At 37.4% G+C, this 17,129-nt stretch carries 23 protein-coding genes and 1 tRNA gene; 9 read left to right on the top strand and 15 right to left on the bottom strand.

Annotation, left to right across the window (positions count from 1 at the left end; genetic code table 11):
- Nucleotides 1-23 precede the first annotated feature (23 nt).
- A complete protein-coding gene (locus QMD21_01590; GenBank protein MDI6855463.1) occupies nt 24-1,208 on the bottom strand; it encodes a DUF835 domain-containing protein in 1,185 nt (394 codons plus the stop codon).
- A gap of 317 nt (nt 1,209-1,525) precedes the next feature.
- Nucleotides 1,526-2,083: a hypothetical protein gene (locus tag QMD21_01585; protein ID MDI6855462.1), complete on the bottom strand. Its 558-nt coding sequence runs from the start codon at nt 2,081-2,083 to the stop codon at nt 1,526-1,528.
- Nucleotides 2,084-2,683: 600 nt separating this feature from the next.
- Between QMD21_01585 and QMD21_01580 the strand changes: the two genes are divergently transcribed.
- Nucleotides 2,684-3,523 (top strand): glycosyltransferase, encoded by an 840-nt coding sequence (locus QMD21_01580; GenBank protein MDI6855461.1) that lies wholly within the window; start codon nt 2,684-2,686, stop codon nt 3,521-3,523.
- A complete protein-coding gene (locus QMD21_01575; protein ID MDI6855460.1) occupies nt 3,520-3,654 on the top strand; it encodes a hypothetical protein in 135 nt (44 codons plus the stop codon). Before QMD21_01580 ends, QMD21_01575 begins: the two co-directional genes overlap by 4 nt.
- A gap of 56 nt (nt 3,655-3,710) precedes the next feature.
- Here QMD21_01575 and QMD21_01570 read toward each other — a convergent pair whose 3' ends face one another.
- From QMD21_01570 to eif1A, 4 genes are read right to left on the bottom strand one after another with little or no spacing between them, the layout of a single operon-like run.
- The gene (locus QMD21_01570; GenBank protein ID MDI6855459.1) at nt 3,711-4,352 is read right to left on the bottom strand and encodes an adenylate kinase; all 642 of its coding nucleotides are present in this window, start codon (nt 4,350-4,352) and stop codon (nt 3,711-3,713) included.
- Nucleotides 4,349-4,867: a KH domain-containing protein gene (locus QMD21_01565; GenBank protein ID MDI6855458.1), complete on the bottom strand. Its 519-nt coding sequence runs from the start codon at nt 4,865-4,867 to the stop codon at nt 4,349-4,351. Before QMD21_01565 ends, QMD21_01570 begins: the two co-directional genes overlap by 4 nt.
- The gene (locus QMD21_01560; protein MDI6855457.1) at nt 4,845-5,597 is read right to left on the bottom strand and encodes a serine protein kinase RIO; all 753 of its coding nucleotides are present in this window, start codon (nt 5,595-5,597) and stop codon (nt 4,845-4,847) included. Before QMD21_01560 ends, QMD21_01565 begins: the two co-directional genes overlap by 23 nt.
- Nucleotide 5,598: 1 nt before the next feature.
- Nucleotides 5,599-5,928, bottom strand: a complete 330-nt coding sequence (eif1A, locus tag QMD21_01555) for a translation initiation factor eIF-1A (protein MDI6855456.1) — start codon at nt 5,926-5,928, stop codon at nt 5,599-5,601.
- A 77-nt stretch (nt 5,929-6,005) separates the two neighbouring features.
- Here eif1A and QMD21_01550 point away from each other — a divergent pair, with 77 nt between their 5' ends.
- The 6 genes from QMD21_01550 (at nt 6,006) to cas4 (ending at nt 8,442) form a co-directional block, all read left to right on the top strand.
- Nucleotides 6,006-6,203: a hypothetical protein gene (locus tag QMD21_01550; GenBank protein ID MDI6855455.1), complete on the top strand. Its 198-nt coding sequence runs from the start codon at nt 6,006-6,008 to the stop codon at nt 6,201-6,203.
- Nucleotides 6,194-6,586 (top strand): cyclophilin-like fold protein, encoded by a 393-nt coding sequence (locus QMD21_01545; protein ID MDI6855454.1) that lies wholly within the window; start codon nt 6,194-6,196, stop codon nt 6,584-6,586. The genes QMD21_01550 and QMD21_01545 overlap by 10 nt, the downstream gene beginning before the upstream one ends.
- Before the next feature lie 30 nt (nt 6,587-6,616).
- Nucleotides 6,617-7,051 carry a flavodoxin family protein gene (locus QMD21_01540; GenBank protein ID MDI6855453.1) on the top strand — a complete coding sequence of 145 codons (435 nt, stop codon included), beginning with the start codon at nt 6,617-6,619 and terminating at the stop codon, nt 7,049-7,051.
- Nucleotides 7,048-7,518: a dCTP deaminase gene (locus tag QMD21_01535; GenBank protein MDI6855452.1), complete on the top strand. Its 471-nt coding sequence runs from the start codon at nt 7,048-7,050 to the stop codon at nt 7,516-7,518. The genes QMD21_01540 and QMD21_01535 overlap by 4 nt, the downstream gene beginning before the upstream one ends.
- Nucleotides 7,519-7,525: 7 nt before the next feature.
- A tRNA-Thr gene (locus tag QMD21_01530) sits at nt 7,526-7,597 on the top strand.
- 50 nt (nt 7,598-7,647) lie between these two features.
- The gene (cas4, locus tag QMD21_01525; GenBank protein MDI6855451.1) at nt 7,648-8,442 is read left to right on the top strand and encodes a CRISPR-associated protein Cas4; all 795 of its coding nucleotides are present in this window, start codon (nt 7,648-7,650) and stop codon (nt 8,440-8,442) included.
- A gap of 2 nt (nt 8,443-8,444) precedes the next feature.
- Here cas4 and QMD21_01520 read toward each other — a convergent pair whose 3' ends face one another.
- From QMD21_01520 to QMD21_01485, 8 genes are all read right to left on the bottom strand, one after another.
- A complete protein-coding gene (locus QMD21_01520; GenBank protein MDI6855450.1) occupies nt 8,445-8,765 on the bottom strand; it encodes a hypothetical protein in 321 nt (106 codons plus the stop codon).
- Entirely contained in the window at nt 8,762-9,187 is a 426-nt protein-coding gene (locus QMD21_01515) for a hypothetical protein (GenBank protein MDI6855449.1), read from the bottom strand. The genes QMD21_01520 and QMD21_01515 overlap by 4 nt, the downstream gene beginning before the upstream one ends.
- 70 nt (nt 9,188-9,257) lie before the next feature.
- Nucleotides 9,258-10,088 carry a DNA-directed RNA polymerase subunit D gene (locus QMD21_01510; GenBank protein MDI6855448.1) on the bottom strand — a complete coding sequence of 277 codons (831 nt, stop codon included), beginning with the start codon at nt 10,086-10,088 and terminating at the stop codon, nt 9,258-9,260.
- Nucleotide 10,089: 1 nt separating this feature from the next.
- Nucleotides 10,090-10,719, bottom strand: a complete 630-nt coding sequence (locus QMD21_01505) for an RNA 2'-phosphotransferase (GenBank protein ID MDI6855447.1) — start codon at nt 10,717-10,719, stop codon at nt 10,090-10,092.
- Nucleotides 10,720-10,772: 53 nt separating this feature from the next.
- A complete protein-coding gene (locus QMD21_01500) occupies nt 10,773-13,487 on the bottom strand; it encodes a DEAD/DEAH box helicase (GenBank protein MDI6855446.1) in 2,715 nt (904 codons plus the stop codon).
- Complete coding sequence (locus QMD21_01495) at nt 13,484-14,188, bottom strand: metallophosphoesterase (protein ID MDI6855445.1); 705 nt, start codon at nt 14,186-14,188, stop codon at nt 13,484-13,486. The genes QMD21_01500 and QMD21_01495 overlap by 4 nt, the downstream gene beginning before the upstream one ends.
- 63 nt (nt 14,189-14,251) lie before the next feature.
- Complete coding sequence (locus QMD21_01490; protein ID MDI6855444.1) at nt 14,252-14,926, bottom strand: metallophosphoesterase family protein; 675 nt, start codon at nt 14,924-14,926, stop codon at nt 14,252-14,254.
- On the bottom strand, nt 14,926-16,362 hold the full coding sequence (locus QMD21_01485; GenBank protein MDI6855443.1) for an NAD(P)H-hydrate dehydratase: 1,437 nt from the start codon (nt 16,360-16,362) through the stop codon (nt 14,926-14,928). Before QMD21_01485 ends, QMD21_01490 begins: the two co-directional genes overlap by 1 nt.
- A 54-nt stretch (nt 16,363-16,416) precedes the next feature.
- Here QMD21_01485 and QMD21_01480 point away from each other — a divergent pair, with 54 nt between their 5' ends.
- Nucleotides 16,417-16,758: a nascent polypeptide-associated complex protein gene (locus tag QMD21_01480; protein ID MDI6855442.1), complete on the top strand. Its 342-nt coding sequence runs from the start codon at nt 16,417-16,419 to the stop codon at nt 16,756-16,758.
- 16 nt (nt 16,759-16,774) lie between these two features.
- Here the strand turns inward: QMD21_01480 and QMD21_01475 are convergent, their stop codons facing one another.
- Nucleotides 16,775-16,996, bottom strand: a complete 222-nt coding sequence (locus tag QMD21_01475) for a hypothetical protein (protein ID MDI6855441.1) — start codon at nt 16,994-16,996, stop codon at nt 16,775-16,777.
- Between the last annotated feature and the right edge of the window lie 133 nt (nt 16,997-17,129).

Here is a 17,129-nt window from a genome sequence, read left to right as displayed (position 1 = left end):
TCTGCTTTTTTAGACCCTAGACATCAAGTCTCGATTTTCTCTAAATTCTTTGAAAGCAGCGCAAACTGCTTAGCAGAGAATTCAGCTGGATTGATTGATAAGATTAATCTACTCTTACTTCTCATAATCGAATCGTTTATGCTGTTAAGAGTTTTAACTACGCTCTCAAAACTGTTATTTAACAAAAGATAGTCAATTCCATCCAGAAGGACCACGCCATTTTCAGTTTTATCTATAAAATCTCTTATTGTTAGTGTTAGTAGAGCTAGGTCTGTTGGTTTGAGGCTATCGTCAGCAATTTCTGCTGTGAGCCATATTTTTGGTACCTTATCAAGACCGTACCTCTCTTTGATAAGCTCTGGATGTTTCCTTGATATGCAGAGACCTTCTATTCCATGGGTAACTTGATCTGCAAATATTTCAAAACTTTTGGTTGCTTTTTCTTCTTCTACGAGATAACTATATCTAGGCCTTAATTCGTACTTGGGTATTTCTATATAATTCTCGGCGGTAGGTGTGATAACAAATAATTTGTATTTTACGATAGCGTATGCGACGAACCCTGCAGTCACTACACCGGCACTGCTACTTAACGGATATATCTCAATCTCCCTAGCCAAAAGGATACTTAGGATGGATGGCATAACTGATGTTGATAGGGTTGCGACACCAACGATAGCTATCCCTATAGTCACAAACTTAATCTGTACTCGCTCGATTTGTGAATCAGAGTAAATATAGCTCTTTCCTAAATTGCCAAATCCATAACAACATAAAAGTATTAGATAGGCAGAGAGAAAAGGGAGCAGCGGTCCCCAAGCTATCCCGTATCCAGCATAGTATATATGAGTGCCTTTAACCAGTAGATCTGTAGTTAATAGCGGCAAAAGAATGAGAATAGGCAGGTAAACAACAAAAAGAAAGCGTTCTTTTTTAATTCTTGTTTTAGGAAAAACGTAAGTGAAATGAAGAAAGGCAGGGGGTATTAGTATGCATCCAAAAATTTCAACTTTGCCCCAAAATAATGCCAGTTCATCACTCGTAGAAATTCTTTTCATGAATTCACCGAAAATCGCAATCACACCGGCCAAAACACCAAGAGAAAACACCCTATTTATCTTATTTTTGGGATTTTTGTATAAAACATATATCCCTATACCTACTAGAATGCTAAATCCGATAAGCGACGGTATCGCATAGGGGTTCATTTTTTTCCTCGTGAGCTCCTTTTTAAATATGTATTTCTTAAACTAAAAACTTGCTATCAGATTTTGAAACCTACTGTTCAATTTTCCTGTGATTAGACACCTTTTCGTTACTGGGTTGTAAATATTAAATTAAAAGGATCGGGTCTTTTTCAGTTAGATTTTTATCATTTTAGAATATCATCTCCACATTTAACTTCAGCTTTGGAGTTCCTAAATATTCTAGCCAGTCTTTTCCTTCTCGTTTTAATCCAGCAAGTTCTACCGGCGAGTATCCTGCCCTTTTACCAAACGAGAATTTCCTAAAATTCTGATAGAATCTATATATCTTCCAAAAAATTATTTCCAGTAGATTCTTTACCGAAATGTACTATTCTATTGATCCTGTCTCTTTGAAATGTCTCCATTCTTTCTAGATTATTCGTTGTATTATATTTTTCGCCAAATCTCCTTTGTGAAAAAAATATTCTGCAATTTTTTATTATTTTCTTCAGTAATCGCTCTCTTTTCTTTTTAGATTTTGTTCTCTTTAACTTTTGTGAATCTTTGAATATATTTCTCATAAGATGAAATTCACAAAGGGGGTGCTTTGCACCAAAATATTTCCAGATTGAATGATAGATCTTGCTATCATCTGTGATTCCTATCTCTGGATTGATACCCAAATCTAGAAGGTGTTTAAAAACTTCTTCTGCCTTTTCTGTGTTTACTCCCATGCACAAAGAGCTATGGAAATTTAGCAAGGTTTCTGAATCTATTGCATTAAGTATTCCTCCTGTGCCTCCAGAAGTATTAACATAAAACTCATCAAACTCCATTACTCTAGGACGATTTAAATTTGGAACAATTTCATTAGCGAAAACTTGTTTAGCTTTCATCCCAAGCTCTTGTACCCAGTACCAAGGGGTTGCTCTTGCAATTTTAACACCCCAATTTTGCTTAAGTTTGTTTACAAGTTGGGCATAAGCACACCATACCTACTACACTAAAAGAATTGGCCAAACTCTTTAATCCGTATTTGTTCTGCCTTTTGCCTCCCCCCACACTAAAGCTAAAGCTTAAAGAGCTGCCGCTCTTATTTATGTGGGTATGCATCTTCCATCCCAGATTGTAAATAATCTTCAACTTAAAAAATTAACTCAAATCACAGGCTTTTGAACACTACGCAAAAAGCCAACACAACAATCTAGTAGTGAGAAACTAGCTAATCACAGCAAATTGAACACCAGGAAAATTTTAGTGCACTTGGGCTACCATGGAGATTGGCTATTGGTACAGGTACTTTAGGGTATTTTCTCACGAAAAAAAAAACCGCTTTTCGATCTAGTACTTGCTCTATGGTGTGAGAAATTTCCAAAGACAGTAAGAGAGTATTTAATAATGCAAACGAGGGTAATGAGCGGTGTAGCAGAGTTTATTCTTGAAAAATACAAGCAGAAATTATTATAGTTTTAAATGTATTGTAGTTTTTAAGAGCGATGGATATAAGCGTTGTGGTTATAACTAGGAATGCAGAAAAATACATAGCGAGCTTGCTTGATGGACTATTAGCGCAGTCAAAAATGCCTTGCGAAATAATAATAGTAGACGCAGAAAGCAAAGATAGAACTTCAGAGCTTGTAAAAAGCTATGCTGAGAAGTACGATTTTATTAAATTCTACATAAAGTCTGGTAGTAGAGCTGGGGGCAGGAATTTTGGCGCTAGTATTGCTAAAGGAGATGCAATTGCATTTATAGATGCAGATTGCTCTCCAGACAGCGCTTGGCTACTTGAATTAGACAAATCTTTTGCTCAAAGCACTGATGCAGTTGCAGGTAAAACTATCAAGATCGGTACCAGAAGCTTTACAGATTTGCCGAGAGTTAAAATTTATCATAGCGGTGTAGATATAACCTATCCTGCTTGCAATTTAGCTTACAGAAAAGAAGTATTTGACGAAGTTAACGGCTTTGACGAGTGGTTTAAGGAAGCTGAGGAATTAGATTTGAACTATAGAATAATAGATGCAGGCTTCAAATTCACTTATAACGAAAACGCAATTGTGCATCATCATGGAAGAGAGACACTAACAGGCTTTCTAAAGCAGTCTTTTTGGTATGGCTTTGGTAGAAAAGAGCTAACTCTCAAGCACGGCAGTTTGTGGAAAAAATATAATTTAATAGATGCTGTAAAAATCAAGCGAAGCGAAGGCGAAAATATCTGGAAGCTTATAAGACTAGGAATTGGTTTCTTAGGCTATCTTTATTGTAAAATTGTTGGTAAAAGACCAGAGGTTAAAGAGAAGCTAAGGAGAGCTAAAATAAGTGAAAGGGAATGAGTAGAGCTTTAGTCACAGGAATTAACAGCTTTATTGGCTCTTGGCTTGCAGAAAAATTACTTGAGAGTAAGTTTGGAGTAAAATTTGGAAAAAAGGACTATAGAGTTTTTGGCAGTAGTCCTAGTGAGTAGCTTAGTAATCGGAGCGATATCAACGATACTGACGAACAATAAAGTAGTGAAAATAGTCAGTCTTTTATTTTAAATCCCGACTCTTTAATGCACTTTTCCAGACACTCAAAAACCTCTTCAATACTTTTATTCCCATCTACAACTTTCAGTGTTTCCTTGCTACGGTAGTATTCTATTAACGGCGAGGTCTCTTTCTCATATACTTTTAACCTTTCTTTTATAACTTCTTCTTTATCATCAATTCTTTGCACTAATTTAGAGCTACAAAAATCGCATACGTTATTGCGCTTGGGAGGATTTAGTTCCAAATGAAAGACAGCATTACACTGTGCACATATTCTCCTATTCGACAGCCTTCTGACTGCAGTAGTGTCATCAACCTCAATATTTATTGCCAAGTCTATATCACATATTTTTTCGAGCGCTTTAGCTTGAGCTAAATTTCTAGGGAAGCCGTCAAGTACGAAATTGCTATGCTTTTCAATTGCGCTCTTCATGATTTTAATTACAATTTTATCAGGTGCTAATTTGCCTTTATTTACATAATTTTCTATTTTCATACCAAGTGCAGTTTTATTAGCAATCTCAGCTCTTAGCAAATCGCCAGCCGGTAAATGAGTTAGTTTGTAATTCCTCTCTAAAAGTTTAGCTTGAGTGCCTTTGCCAGAGCCTGGCGCGCCTAAAATAATAACTCTCATGCTAACGACCTAGCTCTTTCTAAATATCTATAAACGGTGGAATGCTCGCAGCCAGATAAAAGCATATCTATAGCTTTTTTAGCAGTATTCAAAGTTTCAAGTTCTGCTATAACACTTACTGCAGAGCCGTAGACAGAGATATAAGCGCCGGTAAGCTCTTCAATTAGTTTTCTGGTCTTTCCTTCACTACCAATTACTCTCGACTTCAATCTTGCAATATGTTTCTGCGATTTCCCTGCGTACTCTTTTATATCAATAACTTCAAAATAAAAATTTTCGTTTAATAAATTAAGAGCCTTTTCAGGTGAAAAACCTCTTCCTATGGCTCTTATTATATCTACAGCTCTAAGCTCTTGAAGCGCTTCATAAGGCTCATTCATAATTATTTCAACTTCGCCAGTTTCAGAATCTATATTGAGTTTAGCATTCATTTTTAACTCTAACTCTTTCTTAGTACCGCCTTCCTTGCCTATCACCACAGCAATTCTATCTTTAGGTATTTTTAAGGCCTGCATTTTTTATAGCCTTTACTATATCATTTACCTCTGCATTAACTCCTAACTTCCTAAAATAACTCACAATATTAGCAACATCTCTTACTAGTAGCTCCTCCGCTAAAGGATGCTCCCTAACCACAGCTTGACCTACATCTATTATCACAGGTCTTTCGTTACCTTCAATTAAAACGTTGTATTCGCTAAAATCGCCATGCACTAGATTCGCATCGTTATAGGCTTTCTTTAAATATCCAACTAACGCGTTGAATAACTTCATTGGTCTTTTTAACTTTACATCTTTCAGCATTGGTGCAGGTCTTCGCTCAGTGCCTATATATTCCATAACCAGCACATTGCCTCTGCATGTAATTGGTGCAGGCACACGAACGTAAATTTCGCTGAGCGCTTGTAAGTTTTTATACTCTTTTCTAGCCCATACAAATACGAGGTTCTTTTTTTTAATACCTGCAAATCTAGGGTCGCCTATAACGTACTTACTCAAATCTTTAAATATACTTGTAGTAGTACAGTAAATTTTAAGGGCAAGAAAATTTTTTGCTTGCCTAGCCCTGAAAACGTTTGACTCCTTGCCTGTAGCTATAGGAAATTCCACTTCGTCAACTATCCTATCTGAAATTAATTTCGTCAAAGCAAACAAAGTTTGCTTATCGAAAACTTCAGCTTCTACTTTTCTATCCTCTCCAGTCTTTATTCTGCGCTTGACTTTTACAAGCTCATCTACTGCCATGTTAGTAACTGAATATATCTAAATCTTTAGGCAGCATTCCTTTCTTGCTTAAATGGACTGCTTGAGTTCTAGTATAGCGCCATACAATATCAGCCTTCTCGTTTTGAAATTCCCAAGGCTTTATTATTACCAAATCGCCAGCCCTTACCCAAAGCTTCTTTTTAAGCTTGCCAGGTATCCTAGCAAGTCTTGACTTACCGTCAGAGCATATAACTTTGATTCTGCTACCTCCAAACAGTCGGTCCGCTATTGCAAAAAGCTCCCCTTTTTTAGGCAGTTGTAGTTTTCCCAGCTCTTCAGCTTCTTCAACCTCAGCCATTCTCCTTTTCATTATAATTTACAGGCTAATAAAAGTTCTCTTCATGAGCTGGGATAAATATTTATCTCTGGATAGTAATTATTGATATTATGACCGTCAGAAAATTCCAAACTTACTGTCCTAATATATGCAAAGAGGTAACAAGTAAAGAATGCAGTAAATGCGAATATCGCGTTTCTTTTGGCGAGCTTTACAGTGAAGTTAATTGCAGACTAGGCAGAGATCCTAGGGAAATAGATGCTATGGAAATGCTTCGCAGGCTTAAAGTTAAGAGCAGATGGGAATAAAAGGTGGCATGGCTAGAATAAAATTTATAATTGAAGACAAGGAAATAGTGGCAGAGCTTATTGATAGAAACCCTAAAACAGCTAAGCTGATTTGCGAAAAGCTCCCTCTCGAAAGTAATGTGAATACATGGGGTGATGAAATTTATTTTGGAGCGCCTTTGAAAATAGCAGAAGAGAAAGCTCAAGAAGAAGTTGAGGTTGGCGACGTTGCCTACTGGGTAGAGGGTCGTTGTATATGCATATTTTTCGGCGCCACACCTATCTCTAAGAGCGGCAAGCCTTTAGCTTATTCGCCAGTAAATGTATTTGCAAAAGTAGTAAGCGGTCTAGAATTATTAAAGACCGTTGTTCCAGGCAGTGTGATAAAAGTTGAAAAATGCTAGCATTCATCTTTTTCTGATCTATCTACAATTATGAAAGCTCTTATAGTTTATCATTCAAGAACCGGCAACACAAAGAAGGTAGCTGATGCAGTTGCAGAAGGTTTGCGAAATAAAAATTTAGATGTAATTTTAAAATCTGTAAATGAGGTAAGGAACCAAGATTTTGTCGATGCTAAAATTATTGGGTTAGGCTCGCCAACTTATTTCAGAACTGTTAGTGCAGAACTGAAGAAAGTAATTGATGACAGTATTGAGGTCTACGGTAAACTAAAGGGCAAAAAAGGTTTTGCACTTGCTACTTCTGGCACAAAACAGGACGGCGAAAAATGTCTTAATACACTTTTTGAAGTTTTAGATTGCCATGGTATAAAGGTAATCGATAAAATATTAGTTATAGGTAAGCCGAGCAAAAAAGATTTAGAAAGATGCATTGAGTTTGGTAAGGCATTAGTTTCTAAACTATGATACTTACAGATAGAGAAATAGTAGAAGCTTTAGTTAGAAAAGAGCTATCAATAGAGCCTTTTAACCGCAATAATCTAACTCCAAACGGCTACGATCTAACGATTGCAGAAATATTAGTTCTTGATAAAAATTTAAGTATTAAAGAAGGCTCAATAAAAATTTCGGCAAAGACTTGGTTCGTTCTTAGCACAAAAGAATATCTTAAGCTCCGAAGCTTGTGCGCTCAGCTATGGCTTAGAACTACATTTGCAAGGAAAGGTATTATAGGCTCTTTCGGTAAAGTAGATGCTGGGTTTGAAGGTAATTTAACGCTTTCTGCATTTAACGCAAGTGATAAAGAGGTTGAAATAAATATTGGTGATAGGTTTGCGCAGATAGTATTTGAAAGACTAAAAGCTCCTGAACTTTTATATCCTTTACGCTCAGGAAACTATTTCAAGCAGCGCGGAATAAAGCTGGCGCCTTGAATTGTGCGCCGCTGTAGCTCAGTGGTAGAGCAGCTGATTCGTAATCAGCAGGTCGAGGGTTCGAAACCCTCCAGCGGCTTTTTTAAAACCCAAAAAATATTTTTAGCCATATCTTCATACTATTTTCTCATGGAGTTTATTTCTGCAGGCGAACTTGAAAAATATGCCTATTGCCCTCTAAGCTGGTGGCTGGCAAGAAAGGGCATTGCTGGCAAAGGTAAAGAGCTTAAAGAAGGTATTGACGAACATAAAGAACTGGAGAGAGGTCTCTCAGTTATTAAAGAGGAAGAGGAAAAGCTCTTCACAAGCGAATTTATGATTGCCATTCTTGCAACGAGCGCATCTATTTTGAGCATTGTTGGGGTAGGTATTTACATCTCGCAGATGGTAGTAGCGAGTATTATTGCAATGGTAATTGCCGCAATCTGGCTTGTAGCTAGTGCTTTCTTCCTTTTTGTAGCTTTAAAATCGGCTAAACTTTTAATGAGCAGCAGAGAGGTTGCAGCTATACCCTCAGGTACAATTGAATATATAGCTGATGAGTATTCTCCTAATTTAGTAAGTAATAAGCACAAACTCATAGGCAAGCCAGACTATGTGATTAGAATTAACGACGGTTACGTCCCTGTAGAGTTCAAGGCAGGTAGAGTACCAAGAGGCCCTTTATTCTCGCATATAATTCAACTAGTTGCTTATTCATTAATTACAGAAGAAAGATACGGTAAAGTAGCTTACGGAATGCTAGTATATGGTAAGAACCAATATAAAATCAGTATTAGTGACGAGCTCAGAGAAACTGCACTCAAAAAGGCAAACGGAATGCGCGAAGCTCTAAGGACAGGAATAGTTCATAGAGACCATAAAAAAGTTAGTAAATGCAGGAATTGCTCCAGAAGAAGTTACTGCAGCGAAAAGTTAGTCTGAATCTAAAGCTTGATTTTACCTTCGATACTATCCAATTTTCTGTTTATCTCAGCTATATCTTCTTTCATTTCCAGCATAGCTTTTTCAAAAGGTGTAAAATCCTTTGTAAGAAGTATTCTATGACTTAAATACATTCCTAAGAACACAGCGCCTATTATTGCTAATATGAGTATAGCAATCCAGCCCAAAAGGAATGTGGATAGCGCTGTGTAAAGGTAGGTTATATCTGGTAAAGAAATAACTCTAAAAGTAACTGCGAATATAAAAAATCCTAGAATCATCAGTATGACCATTGTGAGAATGTAAAGTTTAGGAATTTTCATTCTTTCACCAGCATTACTCTTATAACAGGCAACTCCATACGCTTGATTTCTTTTACTTCGCTATCCTCAATTAACTTCATTACAAGCTCATTGTCTAAAATTTCTATTAAGCAGTCGTAGTAGTAAATAGTATTGATCTTGCTATCTACAACAGTTGCATTAAGAGAAAATATCGTACTGCTTGTGTTATAGAATACCATGCAGACCTCAGTTTCATTTATAACTGTAGTTTGATTGATACACAGCTCTATTCTTGTATATCTTCTAACCTCCCCCCATGCTGCTATGTATATTTTTGTTAAGCTATCTACATAATCTATAATCAGGTGAGGTCTTGCAGTTATGCTCGTGATAGGACCTATACAGCCTGCAAGCATCAAAGAGAGCATTACAGCAGATAACACTAAGCTCCTCTTTTTCATAACTATGTTAATCTCTATAATGGTTTAAAAACCTTTTTATTCTAATTTGGGAGCTGTTAAAGAAGACAGTCTAAATCATTTTCAATCCACTTTCAAAATTTTTACATTTTAATTTGATAATTTCTAACGCTTTTTCTAAAGTCTCTTTCGCGCTAAGTGAGCCATCGGTCTCGAATTTAAATATAAATTTTCTATTGTTAGCAATCACTTTAATTGCTTCTTTCCTGCATATTTCTTCACAGCTTTTGCAGAGTGTACATTCTTCTAGATTTTCTAAAATTATCTTTTTACCTGTAATTTTAATTACACCTTTAGGACAGATTTTAGCGCAATCGTTACAATAATTGCATTTTTTGGAGCTGATTTTTATGTCAGGATAATGCTTATAGCCAGCGCTTGTTGCCACTTGCCATTTAGCATGCTCTTTCGCAGTACCTAACCTTGCAGTAGCTGTAACAAACAGTCCTTGGTCAGGGCCTAGCTTTACCACAGGAATTTTATGTTCTTTTATTTTAAAATTTTCGCCGCCGGTTGGCACAAGGTCTTCTGAATAAACCGTACACGGACCAAATTTTTTTAGAGTATATACAAGCTCACAGCTAGGGCATCCAGCTCCTTGGCATCTGCATTTATCTTTAGGTACAAATAAACTCAAGTCTGTAGGTATAGGCACCATACCAAGCCTATGAGCTATAATTTCGTCGAAAAGAGGTGCTATACTTTCATAATCCTTTCCTTTTTCATCCGTAAGTGTACCCAGATGGAATTCTACAGTATCAATTGCAAGTTTAGGAATGTCCTTGAGCAAAACTCTTCTTAAAGTATTTAAAAAGCTGACAGAAGTATCTTCCACTACAAATTTCATTGCTCTTTCTTTTAATTCTCTTAGTTCTATCTTCATATCACTCAACTCTTTTCAAGTATTTTCCAGGCACTTCGTCTGTAATATACACTGTCCTTCCGGCTCGCTTTATAATAATACCCTCCTCACAAGCTTTTTTAGCATCAACTTCTAGAATTATAGGTCTTTCTACTCTGCTTTTACCTGCCTCAAGTGCTAATTCTTTGGTTTTACTTAAATGAACTTTCTTCCTATCCACTGGCTTTATACCAGTCTCTAAAATTATTTCGCACTCTTCATCAGTTGCAGGATAGTAGAGCTTCTCGGGTATTTCATTTGTAGGTAAGTCTAGTTCTAAACTTAAGGTGTGACCATAAGTAGCTCTTAATTTATTATTCTGCAGTTGATATCTACCTTTAGGATCAGTTTCTACAATTGCTTTTATATGGTGTGGCTTTACCCATTTGAAGGCAGGGAATCTTCTGAGGGAATCTACGAAAGCATATAACTCTATCCATCCATGCTCATCCATTTTCAAATTAAATTTTTCCGGAAAATGGCGCAATACCCCTGCCATTATTCTGCCGATCATGTTGAGCTCCTTATCACTCATTATAAACTTGCCATTATTCTGGCATTGAGGACATTTATCATTTCTAAAAAACCCATGTTGAGAACACTCTTTTAGCATTTTTCTATGCACTAAATATTTTCGATATTATTTAATTTTTTGCTTCTTTTCTTTCAATCCCAGAATCTACGAGTTCTTGCATATGTTATTTCAGCTCTAAGGAGCTCTCTTAGAAAATCTTGCTCTGTAAAACAGGGCTTTCCTAGTATTCTAGCAGCTGTTTCTACGCCAACGCCTCTGGCAGCGAACGCAAGCAAAGCTCTAGCGCCGTAATAAAGTAATAGATTAGCGCTTTTTTTGAGTTTAAACAATTCTTTTTTAGAAAGTCTGCCCTTTCTGAAATTTTCTACTGTCTCATTCTCAGCCACTCCAAGAAGCACTGAGTTGCAGGATTGGCATTTAGGTAAATAATCTTTTGAAGTTAAACTTCTTGCCTTTTTACAGCTCAAACATACCACTGAAATTCTTTTACTTTCCAGCCTTCTCCTTAACAGCTCAAGAATTTCTCTCTCAGCGCGCTCAGGCAATATAAGCTCTTTTCTCCTTTCACAGCCTTCCAAGCCTATAGGCGTAAGATTAGTAATACTAACTTTAATATCTCCGGCTTGGATTTTAGTTAAAATCATTTTCGTTCTTTCAATATCCATTTTATCCCATAAAATTTTAGCAATCGCCTCTTCCCAGATAAGCGTATCCTTAACAGAGTCTAGAATTTTACGAAGACCTATCTGCCTGTCAGCGCTTTTACTTAAAGTGCCGAATTTTTTAGCTGTATGTAAAAGATACCATTTAAACAAGCTAGAATTTTTCAAACTAACTTTTACAAAGCTTTCTAAAAGCTCAGGCTTTGTAGTTCTAAAATATTCTTCAATTAGCTCGGTATTTACATTTTCGGGTAGCTCAAAAATGACTCTATAAGCGTCGGAATGTACTCCAACACTGCTACCTATCCGCGAAGCTAATAAAGTAGAAATAATTTGAGCTAGAGTTTGATTTACTTTAGTGCCAAAGCATGCGTTCAATATTATCAAACCACTGCCTTTTTCTATAGTAATAAGTTTACCGTTCGGTACAAGCTTGTTGGCTTTCCTATGAGTTTCAATGTATTCTGTGAAAAGCTTTAGCTCGTGAGCTTGAGATTTGCCTTCAGCTATAGCTTCCCTTAGATCGCCCACCTCAAGGGCAACTTCAAAAGGCACAGGGATTTCTTCGCCGAGCCAAGAAGGAATTTCGCCTATACCATGAGCTGGAGTCACAAAAATTCTGTCTTCTTCTATGCTGCTCACAGTCCAAGACTGGCCTTTCATAGTAAAACTTTTATTTTTGTCTAGGTAGCTAACCACAAAACGCTCGTCCAGCGTACCAACTCGCTCCCTCGTTGTAATATCAATGACGTGATATACCTTTTCATCAGGTATCATAGAAATATTTTCGTAAAAATATTCTCTGCCTAGTCTCAGTGCTCTAAAACTATTTCCTTCTACATGTAATAATCTCTGAGCCTTTAAAAGCTCTAATGTGCTCTTAAATTTCTCAAAACTTAAATTTCTGAAGGGATAAGCTTTTGTAATTGTTTTATAAGCATGCTCAATATTGTGCCTACCAGCTAGCGCAAAGGCTACTATTTGATTTGCAAGTACTGTGAGTGGCGAATCTCTGACCTCAATACCTTCCAGCTCACCATTTAACGCCTTTCTAGCAATTACAAAACTTTCTGCAAGCTCATCAGCACTTGTAGCAATCAGAGCACCTTTAGAAAGCTCGCCAACTCTATGACCGCTTCTCCCTACACGTTGCACTAGTCTTGAAACTTGTCTTGGCGAATTGTACTGGATAGTGAAATCGGCAGTGCCTATATCTATACCTAGTTCTAAGCTTGAAGTTGCTATAAGCGCTTTTAAGTTCTGAGCTTTAAAATCCTCCTCCATTTTCGTCCTTACTTCTTTTGAAAGCGAGCCATGATGTATCCCAATCTGCGGTTGCGCATCCCACCTTCTGAGTTGCGAAGCTAGGAACTCAGCGGCATCGCGTGTATTAACGAATAAAAGAGTTGAATTATGCTCTTTAATCAAGCTCCAAGCTTTAGATAGTAGAGCTATAAGTTTAGTCTCTACTCCTAGTTTATCAGCCAGCTCTTTAATTTTATCATTTGACTGAGGAGAGACAATACTTATTTCCAGCCTTTTAGCAATGTTAGTTTTTAAAATTTTTATTTTTCTACTGCCTGCCACGAAGCTAGCTACAATTTCTGGGCTACCCACAGTAGCGCTCAAGCCTATTCTTTGAAATTCTTTATTAACAAGTTCTTCCAAGCGCTCTAATGCAATTGCTAGTTGTGCCCCTCTTTCACTGACTGCAAGCTCATGAACCTCATCTATTATTACGCATCTAATATTTTTCAAAAGCTCTTTAAGGCGCTTGCCTATTAACAATAGTTGTAAAGTCTCGGGCGTTGTTATTAAAATATCTGGCGGATGCAGCAGCTGCCTTCTACGCTCTTGCTTCGTGGTATCGCCATGCCTTACTGCCAAGTTAATTCCTAAGTTAGAGCACCAGAATAAGAGTCTAGAGTACAAATCGCGATTGAGCGCACGAAGTGGTGTAATATAAAGAATAGAGATAGGTGATAAGCGTTCAGTTATCATTTTATGTAGTAGCGGAAGAACCACAGCTTCTGTTTTGCCTATGCCAGTGGGGGCAATCAAAAGAATATTCTCGCCTTTAATTACTTCAGGTATTGCAAGAGCCTGCGACTCTGTCGGCTCTGCCAACCCTTTTGCAGCCAGCAATTTCTGTATTTTAATATCTAGTAGCTCAAATACACTCATGTTCTCGTTAAGTTGCTAAGCTTTCCGAGCGAGGTACCGTCTAAAAGGTAAATCAAGGAATTGTTAAGAGTAATGAGCTTAGAGAGCGGTGGACGTAACTTTAATTTGCCAGTGTTAATAATGCAGCCACAGAGTTTATTGAATGCCGGCATTATTATGAAAGAGCGATTTGACGATTTGAATTTAACCCAGCAAGGCTCTGCAATTGTGCTAAAACCTGTGCTCAGTGCTACCACAGGATGAATATGAGCTGTGATAAGCTCTTTGTGATCTAATATTTCATCTGAAGGGTAGGCATGCCCATGGAATAGCCCTATCCCATCAATCGCAACTCCTTTGGGAGAGTGTATTTTTACTGCTTTAGGCAGTAATTTGTGAATAGCGCCGTCATGATTTCCAGGAATTATTTCTATACCGATGCCTTCATGGAGTAGCTTTTCAATCATTTGAGTCACTTCTTTTAGCTCTTGATAATAAATAGGGATACTATGCTTTAAGTCACCGAGAATTACCAGTTTTTTAATTTTATATTTACTGCCTAGTTTTAGAATTTTATCTAGAATCTTGTCTGTCAAGCTTGGTAAATTAATACCTTTGCTCTGGAGCTCCAGCTCTATTCCTAAATGTAGGTCTGCAACCACCAAAGTTTCTTTATTTAATAGCAGTGCAGGCTCGTTATAAATAGGCACAATTTTAGACATAACAACTGAGCTAAGCTTTGCAACTATATAAACTCTACTTTAATGAAAAACATTTATGAAGTCTCATATTCCCAGAACAAGTCTTTGAGCTAGAAATTCAGGCAAGCCCTCTTTTAGAATCTTTTTCATAACCGCTTTTGTGTCGTAGATAACTCTTTTCACATCTGCTTTTTCAGTAGCTAAATCTAAAACTGCATAGCTTGCTCTTGGATTGCAATCTCTGGGTTGCCCTACAGAGCCTGGATTTATTATTAGACCGTTGCTAAACCTTTTAATGCATGGTACATGAGTATGTCCGTAAATTAGAACTTCAGCTTTAACTTCTGTTAGAAAATCAGGCGTTAATTCGTACTCGTAAACGTATTCGTCATCGTTCCAAGGCGAGCCGTGAATTATGCTAATTTGTTTGCCCAAATTCAATTTCTCGCGAGCTTTTAAAGTTCTCAGATACTCGTAACTCTCGCTAGTTAATTTATCTATAGTCCAAAGAACTGCTTGAGCAGCGTAAGGATTAAGTCCCAGAGTATCTTGAGCTAATACAGCTCTATCATGATTGCCAAGTATAGAAATGACTTTACGCTCTTTTAAAATTTCTATAACTTCGTTAGGATAAGGATTGTAGCCTACAATATCGCCCCCATGTATTATTTTATCAATTTTTTCTAGCTCTAGTGCATGGAGCACACTTTCCAGTGCAGGTAAGTTCGAATGCACATCTGCAATAATACCGAGTAGCATTACAAGAACTCCTTCAGCACCATTGGTATTTTTTCAATTATATCGGTAGCGAGTAAAGAATAAGATTTTTCTTTAAATACCAAATCACCTGCATAGCCGTTAATAAAAGCGCCCATACATGCGGCCCTAAAAGGCTCTACTTTTTTAGCAAGCAGTGCTGCAACAATACCTGCAAGCACGTCGCCCGTGCCACCAACAGTCATTGCCTCATTACCTGTGTAGCTGAGCTTTGTCTTGCTACCGTTTGAGATAATGTCTATTGGTGCTTTGAGCAATATTACCATTTTCACTTGCTTCGCAAATTTTTCAACACTCGAAATTCTTTTGTCGAGCTCTTTAGGGAACGCTTGCCCAGTAAGCTTTTTAAACTCTTTTGAATGAGGTGTGACAACACCAGTCTTGTTTTTTATATTGTGTAACTTAATCGCATCAAATGCATTTGCATCTATAACTAAAGGAAGCGTTATTTCCGCAACAAGCTCTTTAATTGCTACCTTTGTTTCTTTTGCATTTCCTAATCCAGGCCCTATAACTACAGAATCCACTTTCTCAGCCAGTTCTAGAATTTTACCAATAGCGTTTTGAGTCAATATCTCTCTGTCTACAGAATGTACTATAAAATTTGGTGAGTAGCTTGCAATTATCTGGTATATTGCGCTAGGAACTGCTAAATGAACTAGATCAACGCCTGTACGATAAGCAGCGCTAGCTGCAAGTGCAGGAGCGCCAGTATACGGGCCGCCACCAATTACTAAAACTCTTCCGTTATCGCCCTTTTTAGAATCTTTTTCTGGCTTGGGATAATAAACAAGCTCGCCAGGGCCAGTACATTTCTCAGCCTCTTTTGGTATACCAATATCCTCTACTATAATTCTACCAGAATTTTTTCTACTCATTCCTTCCTTCAAATCGTGAAACGTAACTGTAATGTTCGGTATAACAGCAAAGGTTGTGCCAAGCCCTGTAGGTACGTCAACGGCAATTATAAATTTACTGCTTTTGTACTTGTTTATTAATTTTACTACACTTAGATAAGGCTCTTTCAATTTTCCGCTAACGCCTACGCCCAGCATAGCATCAATTATAATATCTGCTTTTTCTAGCTCTTTAGCTAAATTTACATTTTCAAAACTTTCTGCAATATCCCTAACTCTATCGTAGTTTGCCTTCGCAATTTCTGTCTTTATATCCTCAGGCTTGCCTAAAAGAATCACCTTTACATTGCAATTATTTTCTTTAAGGTATCGTGCAGCTACAAAGCCATCACCGCCATTATTGCCGAGCCCACAAATTATGATAACATTTCTGCCTTTCTCAATATGCCTCAGCGCAACTCCTGCAACCGCTCTCCCAGCATTTTCCATAAGCTCGGCTTGCGGTACAAGCCAATACTCAGAATTCCTATCCAATGCTAAAACATCTCTGTAAGTGAGCATAATTAGATATTGGCAGCATAAAATATTTACTTTTCTAAATTATATTTCTTTCATATGCGCGGATTTAGAGGGCTCAGCCCCAAGCAAATAGAAAGAGCAATGCGCCAACTAGGCATTAGCGTTGAAGAGCTTGAAAATGTAGAGGAAGTTATTATAAGGACTGCCTCAAAAGAATATCTGTTTAGGAAGCCAAGTGTTACTGTAATGCTAGTCCAAGAACAGAAAACATATCAAGTCGCTGGCGAGCCTGAAATTAAAGAGAGGGGCATGCAAGCAAGCGATATAGAGCTAGTAGCTCAGCAGGCAAACGTAACTTTAGAGCAAGCTAAAAAAGCGCTAGAGGCTACGCAGGGCGATATTGCAGAGGCAATACTAAAACTTCAGAGTAATAAATAGAAGGCGCATTTTACATCTATCTTAGTACGTCTGTGATTTTTATAGGTCTTAGCTCCTTTTTCATATCTCCTATTAAAGCTTCGTAATAATCAACTTGCTCGCTAACTTTCTCAAGCTCCTTTTTTAACCTCGTTCTCTCTTCGCCGGTAGCCTTTTCAAGCAAGTTCTTAAACTCATTCTCCCTCTTTTTCCACATTTCTAGCTCTTCAATAGCAAGTAATATTCGTTTAGATAGCATTCTTTACTTAGCAACTGCCTCACATATTATAAACGTTACTATTCGAGAGGCACTTACCTCTTTTCTAAGTAACTATTTCTTTTACCCTTCCAAGTTCTATACCACGCTTAAGTTCTAAAGCTGTCCTTCTTCC

It is taken from the genome of Candidatus Thermoplasmatota archaeon, assembly GCA_030018475.1.
Classification (GTDB): domain Archaea; phylum Thermoplasmatota; class JASEFT01; order JASEFT01; family JASEFT01; genus JASEFT01.
This window is presented reverse-complemented; position numbering and strand designations above follow the sequence as displayed.